The following is a 15,544-nucleotide window of genomic DNA, read 5'->3' as shown; positions in this document are numbered from 1 at the left end:
GGCAGGGGAGTTTGTGATCCAGATAACTGGTCCAACCAGTTGACCAGTAGTCGTGGCGACCCTGATCATTGACCCCATGGACATCGCACCCGTCACGCGGTCCGCGGTCAGTGACTCGGTCTTCGCGCACCTCGTCGACGAGATCCTGTCCGGTCGCGTCGCGGTCGACGACGCACTGCCGTCCGAGCGCGAGCTGGCCCTGGCCTTCGCGGTGAACCGGCACGCCATCCGGGAAGCACTCAAACGGCTACAGCAGGCCCGGCTGGTACGGATCAGTCACGGCGGCAAGACCCGGGTCCAGGACTGGCGGCAGACGGCCGGCCTGGACGTCCTCAGCACCCTCGCCGCCACCGGCGCCGTGCCGGCGCTGCAGATCGCCCGCGACATCATGGTGATGCGCCGCTCTGTCGGAGCCGACGCGGCCCGGCTGTGCGCGAGGAACGCCTCCGACGAGCAGCTGGCGGCCATCGCCGATGCCGCTGCGGCCTACCCGGCGCAGCAGACCGACGAATCGATCGCCGCTGACCTGACGTTCTGGACCGCGATCGTCGACGGCAGCGGCAACCTGGCCTACCGGCTGGCGCTCAACACGCTGGTCGCGGCGTTCGCCGACATCGGCTTCGGCTCGATCGCCGACCTCGGTACGTCCGCCGAACTGGCCGACCGCGACGCCCACATCACGCTGGCCGGGCACCTCGTTGCGCGCGACGCCGACGCCGCTCACCACGTGGCCGACGACCTGCTGGGCCGGGTCGTCGAAATCCTTTCCGCTCAGCAGTAGGAGTCATTGCCCATGTTCGATCTGATCCTGCACGCCGTACCGGTGTTCGTGCTCTGTCTGGTGCTCGAGGCGCTGTCCTTCCGCTTCCTGCCGGACGACGACGAGGTCGGTTACGAATTCCGGGATTCCCGAACGAGTCTCACCATGGGTATCGGCAACGTCATCATCAACATCGGCTGGAAGCTGGTGGTCCTGGCGGCGCTGAGCGCGGCCTATCTGGTCGCGCCGGTACATCTGCCCGCCGACAATCCGCTGACCTGGATCGCGCTGTTCGTCGCCGACGACTTCGTCTACTACTGGTATCACCGGACGCACCACACGATCCGGCTGTTCTGGGCCAGCCACGTCGTGCACCACTCCAGCGAGCACTACAACCTGTCGACCGCACTGCGGCAGACGTGGACGCCGTTCACGGCGCTGCCGTTCTGGTTGCCGTTGGCATTTCTCGGCTTCGCGCCGTGGATGATCCTGCTGCAGCAGTCGGTCAGTCTTCTGTACCAGTTCTTCATCCACACCGAGCGGGTCGGAAAGCTGTGGCGGCCCATCGAATTCGTGATGAACACGCCGTCGCATCACCGCGTGCACCACGGTTCCAACGACCAGTACCTGGACACCAACTACGGTGGCATCCTGATCATCTGGGACCGGCTGTTCGGCAGTTTCCGCGCTGAGGACGAGCGCGTGGTCTACGGTCTGACCAAGAACATCAAGACGTTCAACCCGCTGCGGGTTGCCACCCACGAATACACCGCGATCTGGCAAGATGTGCGCGCGGCCAAGACGTGGAAGCAGCGCTTCGGACACACGTTCCGTGGCCCGGGCTGGTCGCCCGACAGCGCGTAACGCAGCTCACAGATTTCCGGCAGGTTTCCATCGTGATTCCGGCATGAAACATGTTGCGCACCATGCCCGGACGGCCAGGTGAGCTCGGGTTGATGTGCAGTACATGGTCGCGCAACGGTTGCGGCATCGGCGGCCCGTACAACTGAGTCATGGCCGCCCCGGGAGCACACACCACGCGTACCGCGTGCTCCTACTGCGGTGTCGGTTGCGGCATTTCGGTCGAGACGCGGGCCGACGCCGGCACCGGGCTGCCCGTCATCGCACGCGTGTCCGGGGACCGCCTGCACCCCACCAACTTCGGGCGGTTGTGCACCAAGGGCGCCACGCACGCCGACCTGATGCATGCCGACGAGGGCCGGCTCACCACCGCGCAGGTGCGGCGCAACGGCGAGATGGTCAGCGTCACCACCGACGACGCCACCGCTGAAGCCGGCCGCCGGCTGCGCGCCATCATCGACGAACACGGCCCCGACGCTGTGGCGCTGTACGTTTCGGGCCAGATGACCCTCGAGGCCCAGTACCTGGCGAACAAACTGGCCAAGGGCTTCATCCGCACCGTGCACATCGAATCTAACTCCCGGCTGTGCATGGCGAGCGCAGGTACCGGTTTCAAGCAGTCGCTCGGCGCCGATGGGCCGCCCGGGTCGTACGCCGATTTCGATTCGGCCGACCTGTTTTTCGTGATCGGCGCCAACATGGCCGACTGCCACCCGATCCTGTTCCTGCGCATGGCCGACCGGATTGCCAAGGGCGCCAAGCTGATCGTCGTCGACCCGCGCCGCAACGCCACCGCCGACAAGGCCGATCTGTTCCTGCAGATCAAACCCGGTACCGACCTGGCGCTGCTCAACGGCCTGCTGCACCTGCTGGTCGAAAGTGGTGCCATAGACCACGAATTCATCGCCGAGCACACCGAGGGCTGGGAGGCCATGCCCGCGTTCCTCGCCGACTATCCGCCGGCGCAGGTCGCCGCGATCACCGGAATCCCCGAAGCCGACATCCGGCGCGCCGCCGAGATGATCGCCGAGGCAGGGGAGTGGATGTCGTGCTGGACCATGGGCCTGAACCAGAGCACGCACGGCACCTGGAACACCAACGCCATCTGCAACCTGCACCTGGCCACCGGCGCCATCTGCCGCACCGGCAGCGGCCCGATGTCCCTGACGGGGCAGCCCAACGCCATGGGTGGCCGCGAGATGGGTTACATGGGACCGGGTCTGCCCGGGCAGCGCGCGGTGACGTCGGCCGACGACCGGGCCTTCGTCGAAGAGCAGTGGGAGCTGGAGCCCGGCACCATCCGCACCGACGTCGGCCCCGGCACCATCGAGATGTTCCGGCAGCTGGGCACCGGTGACATCAAGGCCGTCTGGATCATCTGCACCAATCCCGTTGCCTCCGTGGCCAATCGGCAGACCGTCATCGACGGGTTGCAGGCAGCCGAGCTGGTCATCACGCAGGACACCTATCAGGACACCGCGACCAACGCCTACGCCGACATCGTGCTGCCCGCGACGCTGTGGGCCGAAGCCGACGGCGTCATGATCAACTCCGAACGCAACCTGACCCTGCTGCAGCAGAGCATCCCCGCCGCCGGTGACGCGCGGCCCGACTGGGAGCTGATCTGCAATGTCGCCCGGCACATGGGCTTCGGCGACGAATTCGACTACAAGTCCAGCGAGGACGTATTCGCCGAAATCCGCCAGTTCACCAACCGGCGGACGGGATACGACCTCAGTGGCGTCACCTACGAGCGGCTGCGCGAGACCCCACTGCAGTGGCCGTGCCCGCCGGACAGCGGCGACCGCAACCCGATCCGCTATCTCAACGACGGCGTGAGCCAGGACCTGTTCGCCGGCGCGGACGGGCACCGGCCGCGACTGGCGTTTCCGACACCCTCGCGCCGGGCGGTGTTCCACGCCCGCCCGCACCTGGACGCCAGGGAACTGCCCGACGACGAATTCCCGTTGGTGCTGAACACCGGTCGGCTGCAACACCAGTGGCACACCATGACCAAGACCGGCAGGGTCGAGAAGCTCAACAAGCTCACCGGGAAGCCGTTCATCGAGATTCATCCCGCCGACGCGAGCGACCTCGGAATTGTCGACGGCGCATCCGTCGAGGTTTCGTCGCGCCGCGGCACGGCGGTCCTGCCGGCCGTCCTGACCGACCGCGTGCGGCCGGGGAACTGCTTCGCGCCGTTCCACTGGAACGACCAGCAGGGTGACCGGCTCACGATCAACGCCGTCACCAACGATGCGGTGGACCCCGACTCGCTGCAGCCCGAATTCAAGGTGTGCGCGGTGCGACTGGCGCCGGTCGTGACCGAGCCTGTCGTCGCGCCACTCGGCGCACCCACGGGTGCCGGCACCCATCCGCTGGCCGCCGCACTCGGTCTGGCCGGTCCGCCCGCACTCAACGACACCGAAAAGATTTACCTGTCAGGCTTTTTCAGTGGCATCGAGCACACCACCGGGGTCCCCGTCCTGCCGGCAGCGGCGCCCGTGCGCTCCGTGGTGCGACTGTGGGTCGACGGGGCGCTGGCCGGTGCGCACAGCGTCTCGGGTCCGGTTGTCGCCGGCGCTGTGCAGCCGGAGCCCCCGGGGCCGTTGGTCTTGTGGGCGTCGCAGACCGGCACCGCGGAGGAGTTCGCCGCCGGACTGGCCGCCAAGATCGCCGGATCCCGGCTGCAGGCGCTGGACGACACCGCGCTGGACGACGTCGCTGCCGCGAGCGAAGTCCTGGTCGTAACAAGCACTTTCGGAGACGGCGGACCACCCGACAACGGGGCCGACTTCTGGGCCCGCCTCAGCGCCGCCGACGCGCCGGACCTCTCCGGGGTGCGGTACTCGGTACTCGGAATCGGCGACCGGGCGTACGAGAACTTCTGTGGCTACGCCAAATCCCTGGACAGCCGTTTCGCCGAACTCGGGGCCAAGGCGCTGCTCGACCGCGCCGACTGTGAGGCGTACGACGACGAGCCCCTTGCACACTGGTCCGACGCTGTCGTCGAGCTGGCCGCGGCGGCCCCGCTGGCGCCGACAGCGCCCGCCAAACCCGCCGCACCCGCCAAACCCGTGGCTCCTGCCAAGCCGTTCACCCGCAACAACCCGCTACCGGTCCCGTTGTGCCGCAACACCCTGCTGACCAAGGGTGGCGCGAAGGAAGTCCGCCAGATCGGCTTCGACCTGTCCGGGCACGACGTCAGCTACGGCGTCGGCGACGCGCTGGGCGTGGTGGTGGCCAACTGCCCGGAGACCGTCTCGGCATGGCTGGCGGCGGCCGGGCTCTCGGGCGACGAGGTCATCGAGATCGACGGCGGCGAAACCGCTCTGCGCGAGGCCCTGACCACGTCGTACGACATCTGCAAGGTGTCGCCGACCCTGATCAACTTCGTGGCCGAACGCAGCCGCGCCAAGATTCTGCGGGCGCCCCGGGAAGAGCGTGACCGCTGGCTGGACGGCCGCACCGGCCTGGACCTCATCGAAGAGTTCAGAGTCCGCGCCGAACCCGAGGAGTGGCGAGATGCGTTGGTGCGCCTGGCGCCACGCTCGTACTCGATCTCGTCCAGCCCGTTGGTGAGCCCCGACGAGGTGCAACTGACGGTGTCGGTGGTCCGATACGAGGGTGCCCGTGGCGGCATCCGGCACGGCGTCGCGTCCACCTACCTCGCGGACCGGGCGGAGACGGTGCCGGTGTTCCTGCAGTCGGCGCCGCATTTCCGGCCTCCCGAGGATGCGCTGACCCCGATGATCATGGTTGGGCCCGGCACCGGCATCGCGCCGTTCCGCGGCTTCCTGCACGAGCGCCGGGCACTGGGGCACACCGGCCGCAACTGGCTGTTCTTCGGCGACCAGCACCGGGCCGAAAACTATTACTACCAAGACGAATTGGAGGCCTTCGCTGCCGACGGTCTGCTGACCCGGCTGGACACCGCGTTCTCGCGGGACCAGGCGCGCCGGGTGTACGTGCAGCACCGGATGCGCGAGCACGGCGAGATTCTGTGGCGCTGGCTCGAGGACGGCGCCCACTTCTACGTGTGCGGCGACGCCGCGCGCATGGCCAAGGACGTCGACGTGACGCTCACCAACATCATCAAGACCCACGGCGGCATGTCCGAGTCGGCAGCACACGACTACAAACGTGAGCTGATCGCCGACAAGCGCTACGTCCGCGACGTCTACTGATCTGCCCGCTGGGCCAGGCGGTCCGGCGGTACCGCTGCACGCCCGGCCGTTTCAGCTGGCTGGCTGCGTGCGGTAGACGGCCTGCCAAACCCATACGTACATTGGGATCTGGCTCCCATCGAGGTGAAATTACGAGTCGGATCGAGCCATGCGTTGTCGGACCCGAGTGTTAGGTTGCGGGTTGTGAAGCTTGTGGTGCAGGTTCGGCTGGAGGCGGATGCCTCTCAGCTCGACGCGCTGGTGCGCACTCTGGCCGCGTGCAACGACACCGCGAACTTGGTTTCCCGGGTCGCCCACGGGGCGAACGTTTTCCGGGGCAGGGATTTGCGGGCTATCACCTATGCGCAGGCCCGGGAGCATGCCGGGTTGGGGGCGCAGGTCGCCCAATCTTGCATCCGCAAGGTCGCCGACTCCTATGCCTCGCTGCGGGCGAACCTGCGCGCCGGCCGGTACGGCAAACCCGGAAGCACCCGCAGAAAGAAGGTTGAAGCGGCACCGATCCGATTCCGGGAGCTGGCTGCGCAGCCGTTCGATGACCGGTGCCTGTCGTGGTGCCATGACACCGATACCGGTGGTGCTGTGTCGATCTGGACGGTGGACGGCCGGCTGAAGAATCTGCGGTTTGTTGGCGATGCCGCTCAAATCGCCCTGCTGCGCGAATATCGCAGCGGGGAAACTGATCTGGTGATCCGCCGCCAGCGCCGTGGACGCGCGCCTATCTGATCGCCACCGTCGAGGTTCCGGAACCGGAGGTGCGGTCCGGGGAGCGTCTGACCACCCCCGCAGGGTGGATCGGGGTTGATCTGGGGATTGAGAATATCGCGGTCACCAGCGACCGCTCCTTGGCCGAGGAGTTGATGAGTACCTACGGCGCTGGAGCCCCGGACGGCGCGGCTGGGCGGGGCAGTGTGAAAGACCGCCGTACCCGGAACCGCGAGCTGCGCCACAAATTACAAGCCAAGAAGACCAAGTCGGCGAAACGGTTGCTGCGCAAGCACTCCCGCCGTGAGGCGCGGTACGCCGCTGACGTGAACCACCAGATTTCCAAGAGGATCGTGGCCGAGGCTGAACGCACCGGACGCGGTATCGCAGTCGAGGAATTGACTGGGATTCGTGAACGGGTACGGCTCCGCAAGCCCCAACGCGCCACTCATTCCAGTTGGGCGTTCGCTCAACTGGGAGCGTTTCTCACCTACAAAGCAGCCCGAGCGGGTGTGCCGATGATCGCTGTAGATCCGGCTTACACCAGCCAGCGTTGCACCGCGTGCGGCCACACCGACAAACGTAACCGGACCAGCCAGGCCCGATTCGTCTGCCGGAACTGCAATTTCACTGCGGAGCACGCGGACATCCTCGGTGCGGACAACATCGCGCACCGAGCGCCAACTATCTGGGCCCAATCAACGGTCCCCAGCGCGGCCTAACACCTGACACCCAGCCAGGGGATACAGCTGCAAGCTCGGCCTCCATGGCCGGGCAGTTGATGGTTGACTGGAGCTTGCCGGGAAGGAGCGATGTCGATGGTCTTGGATTCAGACGCAGCATCAGGTCCACCCTCTGCTGTCCCGCCACGCAACGCTGCCCGTCACATCAGGTTGACGTCGCACAGCGGCGCCGCCGACGCCCTGCCGATCCACTGGGGCGCCGCGACCGCCGCCGAGCGCGGCCCGGTGATCGGGACCACGACCACGCGCGCACACCGCAACGTGATCGGCACCCACAGCGGGTCTTACAGCGTCTACCGGGCATTGGCGGTCGCGGCGGGGGCGCTGTCGCCCGCGCACCGCGCCGATCTGACCAACACCGCACCCACCGACGTGATCGGCCCGTACCCCCAATGGTCCGATCCCGGCGCGATCGTGAGTCTGGACCCCTGGGGCGCCATGGTCGCGGACGCCTTCACCGCCGAACTGGCGAGCGGCTACGACATCCGGCCGACCATCGCCATCACCAAGGCCCACGTGATCCTGCCGGAGGTCGCCGAGGCGATCGTCAAGGGCCGGCTCCGCCCCGACGGCCGGGTGCTGCTGGACAACGGCGCCGCGCTGGTGACCAAGGCGGCCATCGAGCCGGTCTGGTTCCTGCCCGGGGTCGCGGCCCGATTCGGTTGCAGCGAAACGGAACTGCGCCGCGTGCTGTTCGAGGAGACCGGCGGCATGTATCCCGAGCTCGTCACACGCGGCGACCTCGAGGTCTTCCTGCCGCCCATCGGCGGGCAGACCCTCTACATCTTCGGCCAGGCCCGTGACCTCGCCGCCCCCAGCGTGGAGTTGACCGCCCGTGTCCACGACGAGTGCAACGGATCGGATGTGTTCGGCTCCGACATCTGTACCTGCCGGCCTTATCTCACGCACGCGATCGAAGAGTGCATCCAGGGTGCGCAGCGCGGTGGGGTGGGGCTCGTGGCCTACTCCCGCAAGGAAGGTCGCGCGCTGGGTGAGGTCACCAAGTTCCTGGTGTACAACGCGCGTAAGCGGCAGGTCGGTGGCGACACCGCAGACCAGTACTTCGCCCGCACGGAATGCGTTGCCGGCGTGCAGGATATGCGTTTCCAGGAACTCATGCCCGACGTGCTGCACTGGCTGGGCATCCGCACGATCCATCGGCTGGTCTCGATGAGCAACATGAAGTACGACGCCATCACCGGCTCGGGAATCGAGGTCGTCGAACGCGTGAACATCCCGGACGACCTGATCCCGGCCGATGCCCGCGTCGAGATCGACGCCAAGACGGCCGCCGGTTACTTCACCCCCGGACCGGTGCCCGACGCCGACGAACTCAAGATCGCCAAGGGCCGCGGACTCACGTCATGACGATCGGCACCGGCACTGGCACCGACAGCGCCGTCGCGGTCGGCATTCTGCGCAGTACCGCGGCCATCCGCGAACGTGCCGAGTTCCTGCTGCAGCGGGCACGCGCGGGGGAATCACGTTGGTTCGTGGTCGACGATGTCGCGCTGACGCCGGCCGCCGACCTCGTCGGCGGCGTCACCCGCACGCGTTATCCCGATCTGGCGATCCCGTATCACAGCCGCTGGCGCCATTTCGAGGCCGGCGGCATCGACCGTACCGCCGACCTGCGCGCCAAGCTGGCCGGGTTGGAACCCACCGCCCGGGCCCGCGCGATGATCGACCTGGCCGTGGTCAGCGTGCTGCTCGACGCCGGCGCCGGTCCCGACTGGGCCTATGCGGAACCGATTACCGGGCAACGCTTCACGCGGTCCGAGGGACTCGGGGTGGCCAGTTGGCACGCCTTCGCCGACGGGCTGTTCTCCAGTGACCCGGCTCAGCCCTGGCAGGTCGACGCCGCGGCACTGCGCGCCATCGACGACGCCGCCCTCGGCCGGGCATTTCAGGCCGCGCCGGACAATCCGCTGGTCGGGCTCAGCGGCCGGGTGCAGCTGCTGCGGCGGCTCGGTGCCGCGCTCGAGGTTCGTCCCGAGGTCTTCGGCCCGCAGGGGCGTCCCGGCGGCCTGTTCGACGTGCTGGCCGGCCCGGAAGTCCACGCGCACGACATCCTGGTGCGGCTCCTGGACACCCTTTCCGGGGTCTGGCTGGCCGACAACGACATCGGCGGTATCCCGCTCGGTGACTGCTGGCCGCATCCGGCGGTGCCGGGAAACGGCTTGTCGCGTGGGTGGATGCCGTTCCACAAGCTGTCGCAGTGGCTGACCTACTCGCTGCTGGAGCCGTTCGAGTGGGCGGGCGTGCCGGTCACCGGCCTGGATGCGCTCACCGGCCTGCCCGAATACCGCAACGGCGGCCTGCTGCTCGATACCGGGGTACTGCGCCTGCGGGATCCGGCAGCCGCGGACCGAACCTGGTCGGTGGCCGACGAATTGGTCGTCGAGTGGCGCGCACTGACCGTCGCGCTGCTGGACGAGCTTGCGCCGCTGGTACGCAGCGCGCTCGGCCTCGACTCCGCGACGCTGCCGCTGGCCTGCGTCCTCGAAGGCGGCACCTGGGCAGCCGGGCGCACCCTCGCGCAGCAGTTGCGGGCCGGGAACCCGCCGCTGTCCATCAGCAGTGACGGCACGGTTTTCTAGGAGGGCGCCATGGGTAATCTGCATCTCGTCGACCATCCGCTGGTTCAGCACAAGCTGACGCTGATGCGGCAGAAGGATGTGTCCACCAAGGGCTTTCGCGCGCTATTGAACGAGATTTCCGCGCTGATGACCTACGAGGTGCTGCGGGACATCCCTATGCACGAGATCGAGATCGAGACGCCGCTGGAATCCACCACCGGCATGGTCATCGACGGCAAGAAGCTCGTCTTCGCCTCGATCCTGCGGGCGGGCAGCGGCATTCTGGACGGCATGCTCAGCGTCGTTCCCGGCGCGCGCATCGGCCACATCGGTTTGTACCGTGACCCGAAAACCCATGTTGCCGTGGAGTATTACTTCAAGATGCCGAGTGAGTTGCACGAGCGCGACATCGTGGTGTGCGATCCGATGCTCGCCACCGGAAACTCGGCCGTGGCCGCGATCGACCGGCTCAAGGAGTATCGGCCGCGCTCCATCAAGTTCGTCTGTCTGCTGACCTGTCCGGAAGGCGTCGCGGCGATGCAAGCGGCCCACCCCGAGGTCCCGATCTACGCCGCGGCGCTGGACCGGGAACTCGACGAGCACGGCTACATCGTGCCGGGCCTCGGCGACGCCGGCGACCGCATCTTCGGCACCAAGTAGCCATGCCGAACCCGAACAGGCGGACCGTGCTGCGCGGCGCCGGGCTGGTCCTCGGCGCGTCGGTGGCGGGCGTCGGCGCGGTGGGCCCGGCCCACGCCGAGCCCGATCCCGGCGAGCAAGACCTGGCCCACCTCCGGCGCACGTTCGTGCTGGCCGAGCAGGCGCGCGAGACGGGCGGCGCCCCCTACGGTGCCCTGGTGGCCGATGCCGCCGGCAGCGTGGTGGCCGCACACGGCAACACGTCGTCCGTCGACGGCGGTGATCCGACCGACCACGCCGAGATGGTCACCGTCCGCACTGCCTGGCGGGCACTCGGCGACGACGGCATGCGGTCGGCGACGCTGTACGCCAGCACCGAGCCGTGCACGATGTGTGCCGGCGGTGCCTACTGGAGTGGCATCGGGCGGTTGGTGTACGGCATGTCCGACACCCGGCTGCTCCAATTCACCGGCGACGACCCGAAGAGCGCGGGCTACGCACTGCCGTGCCGCGACATCCTGCTGCACGGCTACCGCCCGATCACCGTCATCGGGCCACTATTGGAAGACGAAGCGGCACAGGCACATCAGGGCTACTGGCGCTGACGTGCCGGGCCGCCGCGGCTCACGACGACAGCGCGTCGAAAAGCGCCGACATCTGTGCCGGTGAGACCGACATGCCGCCGCACTGACCGCGCAGCGTCGTCAGGGGCCGTGCGATGTTCTTCAGGTCGAAGAACTCGCCTGGATGAGCGGTGAAGTACGCCCGGACGGCGCCTTCCGCGTCGCCCGACGAGCTCGCGTTGGTCAGGGCTTCGTTGGCGCCCGGGTGGGCGTCGAGGTAGCTCCCGGCCTGGGCCAGGACCGAGCCCGCGGTGCTGGCCAGTCCGCTGGCGGTACACGGCGCTGCGGTCGCGTTGGGGATGGCGATCGTGAGCGAGGCGAACCCGGCGAGCGCGAGCATGGCAGTCAGTTTCATACTGCTGATCCTGCTGGAAACCCGGCGATCTCGGGCGCATTGCGTGGAATTCGGCCCGCGTGTTGGGACCGAACTCAGCGCAACGCGACCGTCGGGCCGTTCACGTCGAGCGGGGCGCAGCTGTCCTTGCCGACGGTCGTCGAGCACTTCGCCGCGGGGATCACGGGCCGGTAAGCCGGTGGCGTGCCCCCGTCGCGGGTGATCTGCGTGTAGGTCTGGACCGCGTCGGTGGGTACACGACGCAGCGCCGGATCGCCCAGGGCGTCAACCGAATACAGGCCGAAGCGAGGACGGTAGCTGCCCCACTCGTAGTTGTCGACCAGCGACCAGTAGTTGTAGCCGATGATCGGGATGCCGTCGGCCTTGGCGCGCTGCAGCCAGAACACGGTGTCGCTGAGGTACTGCGATCGCGTCACACCGTCGGTGCGCGGCTTCGCGTTGTCGGTGACCATGCCGTTCTCGACGACATAGATGGGTAGGCCGGGATACCGCTGGGCGTAATGACGCGCCACGTAGTAGATGTCCTCGGGCTGCAATTTGATGTTCCACCGCGCCGCCATGCTCTGTGCCGACGCCGGGTTGTCCGCTGCCGTCCCGGTGTAGTAGTCGAAGCCGAGGTAGTCGAGGCTGTCCCGCACCCGGTCGAAGAACGAGCCTTCGATGCCCGTGACGCCGAATCCGGTGAACTGTGCCAACACTTCCGGCGGAATGTAGGCCTCGTTGGTGGTGACCTTGGCCTTGGGGTCGGCGTCGTGGGCGGCGCGGTAGACGGCGCGGTGCGCGTCGGCGACGCGGTCGAGGAACGTGCCGAACTGGTCGGGTTTGATGGCGCCGGTGCGCACTTCCATCGCGCCGAAGGCCAGTGGCTCGTTGATGCTCACCCACAGCACGCCCTGGCCCGCGTAGCGTTTGGTGATCGCCGTGGCGAAGTCCTCGAACGCGGCGACGTTGTTGAGGAAGCCGCCGCGGTCCGCGATCCAGCCGGGGTAGACCCAGTGCATCAGCGTGATCATCGGCGTCATGCCGTTGGCGAGCAGCGTCGCGACCACGTCGTCGTAGTAGGCCAGTTCCTTCTCGTCCCACTTGCCGGGCTGCGGCATCACCCGCGCCCACTCGACCCCGAAGCGAAAAGTGTTGACGCCCATGGCATGCGCGTTGGCGATGTCCTCTTTGTACCGGTGCCGGAAGTCGTCGGCCTGCTTGTAGGGCTCCACCGGAGCTGCGCTCAGGACGTCGGCGCCGGGTGGGACGGGCTTGCCGGCCGTGCGGTCGACGTAGCGGCGCCAGTTGCTGTCGGGAGCGTCGCCTTCCACCTGGTAGCCGGCCGTCGCGGTGCCCCAGTAGAAGTTGCGATTCCAGGACGAACTGGTGTCCGTCCGCTCCTGCTTTGCGTCCTGCTTCGCGCCGCAGGCGGACAGGCCCAAGGAGAGGGCAACGGCTGACGCCACGACAACCCGGTTCCACTTCATACCAAAAACCATACACTGCACTGTTTTGGTCAGGACAGTAATGCGCCCCACACCGCGCGCACGTGCGCGCCCATGTCGATCGATCGATCGGACATCCACTGGATCTGAATCCCGTCCGCCGCCGCGATCAGCGCGGTGGCGGCGAAATCGGCGTCGACGTGGGCGGGGACCGCGCCGGCAGCCTGGCGGCGGCGGACGTAGTCGCTGATGGTCGCGCGCATGCTCTCGTATCGCTGGCGCAGGTAATCCGCGGCCGGATGAGACGGGTCGACGGCGGCGGCCGCGGCCAGGGACAGATAGACCGTTCCCGATCCGGGCTTGGCGGCCTTGTCTACCATCGCCTGTGCCATGGCCTCGCCCGGGTCGATGTCGACGTCCGAATTGCGGTACCGCTCTTCGAATTTCGCATCGGCGTCGCGATGCAACTCGGTCAGGAGCACGTCACGGGTGGGGAAGTAGTGCATCAGGCCCGCCAGGCTGATGTTCGCCTCATTGGCGATCACCCGCATCGACGCACCGGCCTCACCGTCGCGTTCCAGCACCGCGAGCGCGACGGCCTTGATCTCCGCGCGCTTGGCCTCACCCTTGGCGTATCGCCCCACAGTTGGCATGACGTGAGGCTAGCGACACCCGCGGCAGGAAGTGCCCGAAGCCGGCCGCCTACCGCCGGCCGGCGCTGATCATGTCGGCGCGGGGCACCACCTTGACCCGCTCGCGGCCCTGCTGCGCGCCGAGGGCCATCTCGTGGGCGTCGAGGCGTTCCCATTCCGCCCACGTCGTGTAGTCGATGCCGCTGCCGGCCAGGTGTTCCAGGATGGCATCGGGTTCGCGGATCTCCGGTGCGCGCAGACCCGGCAGGTCGGCCAACAGGCTGGTGATCGTCTCGGACGCATCGGATTTGGTGTGCCCGATGAGTCCGATCGGCCCGCGCTTGATCCAGCCGGTGACGTAAGTGCCCTCGATCAGTTCGCCGTCGAGGTCCAGGACCCGCCCGGCGTCGTGGGGGACCACGCCGGCGTGGTGGTCGAACGGCAGATCGGCCAGGTGTGACGACAGATAGCCGACGGCGCGGTAGACCGCCTGCACCGGCCAATCGGTGAATTCGCCGGTGCCCCGGGCGGTTCCGTCACCGATCAGTTCGGTGCGTTCGGTCCGCAGTCCTTCGACGCGGTCGGTGCCGAGCACGGCGACGGGGGATTGGCACAGGTGAATGTGGATGCGATGCGGGGCACCGGTGGGCTCGACGTCGAGGTACCGCATCATGGTGTTGACGACGAGCTTGGTGGACTTGCTGGTGTTGATGGCCTGCTGGCTGGCCTCGTCGATCTCGAAGCCCTCCGGGTGCACGATCACGTCGACGCTGGGGGAGTGCGACAGCTCGCGGAATTCCATCGGCGAGAACTTGATCTGGGCCGGACCGCGCCGGGCGAACACATGCACGTCGGTGGCCTGATTCAGGGAAAGACCTTGGTACACATTGCCGGCGATCTCGGTGCTCAACTGCTCATCGGCGGGCTTGGCCAGCATCCGGGCGATGTCGAGTGCCACGTTGCCCGCGCCGAGCACCGCGACACTCTTGGCCTCCAGCGGCCAGGTTCGTGGCACGTCGGGGTGGCCGTCGTACCAGGACACGAAGTCGGCGGCGCCGTAGCTGCCCGGGAGTTCGATGCCGGGGATGTCCAACGGGCGGTCCGCGCGTGCGCCGGTGGAGAAGACGACCGCGTCGTAGTAGCGCCGCAGATCGGACAGCTTGAGATCGGTGCCGTAGTGCACATTGCCGATGAAGCGGATCTGATCGCGCGAGAGCACCCGGCGCAGCGCCTTGATGATCTCCTTGATCCGGGGATGGTCGGGTGCCACGCCATACCGGACCAGCCCGTACGGGGCCGGCAGTCGATCGAACAGGTCGACCCTGGCCTGCGGGTATTCATCGACCAGGATGTCGGACGCATAGATTCCGGCCGGACCTGCCCCGATCACCGCCACGCGGATGTCACGCATGCAGCATCTCCTTGAATCAGGTAAGGCAAGCCTAAATTGGTACGTCTGTGCCGCAAGGCCTACGTCGGGGATGGCGTCGGAGATGCTCGTCACAGCACCTGCTGCGCACCAAGAAATCACCAAGGCGTCGGCCGCAGCCTTGGGAGTGACCGACGCCGAACCGTCGACCCTTCCGAACAGAGGCAGGCCACGAAGATGATGAAACTGGCGCTGATCGCCACACAGCTTTCTCTGGCCGTCGCGGCAACGATCGGCCTGGCGGCAACCGCGCACGCCGATGACGGCTACGCGTTTCGGTCCCCATCGGGGAACGTCGGCTGCAAGATGGGCGCGGGCGGTGCCATGTGCGAGATCAAGGACTACACGTGGTTCGTCCCGCGCCCGCCGGACTACACCGTGGGCGGGAAGGGCAACAGGTTCATTCTCGACCGGGGCCACGTGCCCATCGGGGGCGACTGGCACTCAGATCACGAATTTCCCGACGGCGCAGCGATTCTCGACTACGGGCAAACGAGAACCGTGGGCGCCATCACCTGCGATAGCGAAGTTTCGGGCATGACGTGCACCGACTCCACCACCGGACACTACTTCCGAGTGTCACGCGACTCCTACCAGTTGGGCTGAC

The 15,544-nt window shown here is 67.5% G+C and carries 14 protein-coding genes; 10 read left to right on the top strand and 4 right to left on the bottom strand.

The window, feature by feature from the left end; all coding sequences use genetic code 11:
* Window positions 1-76: 76 nt before the first annotated feature.
* The 9 genes from ACJH6I_RS25590 (at window position 77) to ACJH6I_RS25550 (ending at window position 11,076) form a co-directional block, all read left to right on the top strand.
* Window positions 77-781: a GntR family transcriptional regulator gene (locus ACJH6I_RS25590; protein WP_318985143.1), complete on the top strand. Its 705-nt coding sequence runs from the start codon at window positions 77-79 to the stop codon at window positions 779-781.
* Window positions 782-793: 12 nt separating this feature from the next.
* Window positions 794-1,624: a sterol desaturase family protein gene (locus ACJH6I_RS25585; RefSeq protein ID WP_318985142.1), complete on the top strand. Its 831-nt coding sequence runs from the start codon at window positions 794-796 to the stop codon at window positions 1,622-1,624.
* 149 nt (window positions 1,625-1,773) lie between these two features.
* Complete coding sequence (locus ACJH6I_RS25580; protein ID WP_318985141.1) at window positions 1,774-5,808, top strand: bifunctional nitrate reductase/sulfite reductase flavoprotein subunit alpha; 4,035 nt, start codon at window positions 1,774-1,776, stop codon at window positions 5,806-5,808.
* Between the two features lie 183 nt (window positions 5,809-5,991).
* Window positions 5,992-6,531: a hypothetical protein gene (locus ACJH6I_RS25575; protein WP_318985140.1), complete on the top strand. Its 540-nt coding sequence runs from the start codon at window positions 5,992-5,994 to the stop codon at window positions 6,529-6,531.
* 29 nt (window positions 6,532-6,560) lie between these two features.
* Window positions 6,561-7,232, top strand: a complete 672-nt coding sequence (locus ACJH6I_RS25570) for a transposase (protein WP_318985139.1) — start codon at window positions 6,561-6,563, stop codon at window positions 7,230-7,232.
* A gap of 96 nt (window positions 7,233-7,328) precedes the next feature.
* Complete coding sequence (locus ACJH6I_RS25565) at window positions 7,329-8,621, top strand: GTP cyclohydrolase II (RefSeq protein WP_318985138.1); 1,293 nt, start codon at window positions 7,329-7,331, stop codon at window positions 8,619-8,621.
* Window positions 8,618-9,853 carry a URC4/urg3 family protein gene (locus tag ACJH6I_RS25560; RefSeq protein ID WP_318985137.1) on the top strand — a complete coding sequence of 412 codons (1,236 nt, stop codon included), beginning with the start codon at window positions 8,618-8,620 and terminating at the stop codon, window positions 9,851-9,853. Before ACJH6I_RS25565 ends, ACJH6I_RS25560 begins: the two co-directional genes overlap by 4 nt.
* Before the next feature lie 9 nt (window positions 9,854-9,862).
* Window positions 9,863-10,492, top strand: a complete 630-nt coding sequence (gene upp / locus ACJH6I_RS25555; protein ID WP_212812053.1) for a uracil phosphoribosyltransferase — start codon at window positions 9,863-9,865, stop codon at window positions 10,490-10,492.
* Window positions 10,493-10,494: 2 nt separating this feature from the next.
* Entirely contained in the window at window positions 10,495-11,076 is a 582-nt protein-coding gene (locus ACJH6I_RS25550; protein WP_318985136.1) for a nucleoside deaminase, read from the top strand.
* 19 nt (window positions 11,077-11,095) lie between these two features.
* Here ACJH6I_RS25550 and ACJH6I_RS25545 read toward each other — a convergent pair whose 3' ends face one another.
* The 4 genes from ACJH6I_RS25545 to ACJH6I_RS25530 form a co-directional block, all read right to left on the bottom strand.
* Window positions 11,096-11,449, bottom strand: a complete 354-nt coding sequence (locus tag ACJH6I_RS25545; RefSeq protein ID WP_212812052.1) for a heme-binding protein — start codon at window positions 11,447-11,449, stop codon at window positions 11,096-11,098.
* A gap of 74 nt (window positions 11,450-11,523) precedes the next feature.
* Complete coding sequence (locus ACJH6I_RS25540; protein WP_318985135.1) at window positions 11,524-12,918, bottom strand: family 1 glycosylhydrolase; 1,395 nt, start codon at window positions 12,916-12,918, stop codon at window positions 11,524-11,526.
* A gap of 29 nt (window positions 12,919-12,947) precedes the next feature.
* Window positions 12,948-13,529, bottom strand: a complete 582-nt coding sequence (locus tag ACJH6I_RS25535) for a TetR family transcriptional regulator C-terminal domain-containing protein (protein WP_318985134.1) — start codon at window positions 13,527-13,529, stop codon at window positions 12,948-12,950.
* A gap of 49 nt (window positions 13,530-13,578) precedes the next feature.
* Window positions 13,579-14,919 carry an FAD-dependent oxidoreductase gene (locus ACJH6I_RS25530; RefSeq protein WP_318985133.1) on the bottom strand — a complete coding sequence of 447 codons (1,341 nt, stop codon included), beginning with the start codon at window positions 14,917-14,919 and terminating at the stop codon, window positions 13,579-13,581.
* Between the two features lie 198 nt (window positions 14,920-15,117).
* Between ACJH6I_RS25530 and ACJH6I_RS25525 the strand changes: the two genes are divergently transcribed.
* On the top strand, window positions 15,118-15,543 hold the full coding sequence (locus ACJH6I_RS25525; RefSeq protein WP_318985132.1) for a DUF6636 domain-containing protein: 426 nt from the start codon (window positions 15,118-15,120) through the stop codon (window positions 15,541-15,543).
* The last annotated feature ends 1 nt before the right edge of the window (window position 15,544 follow it).

It is taken from the genome of Mycobacterium sp. SMC-13, from assembly GCF_045311035.1.
GTDB lineage: Bacteria > Actinomycetota > Actinomycetes > Mycobacteriales > Mycobacteriaceae > Mycobacterium.
The sequence above is the reverse complement of the archived record's forward strand: the minus strand, read 5'-3'. Positions and strand labels throughout refer to the sequence as shown.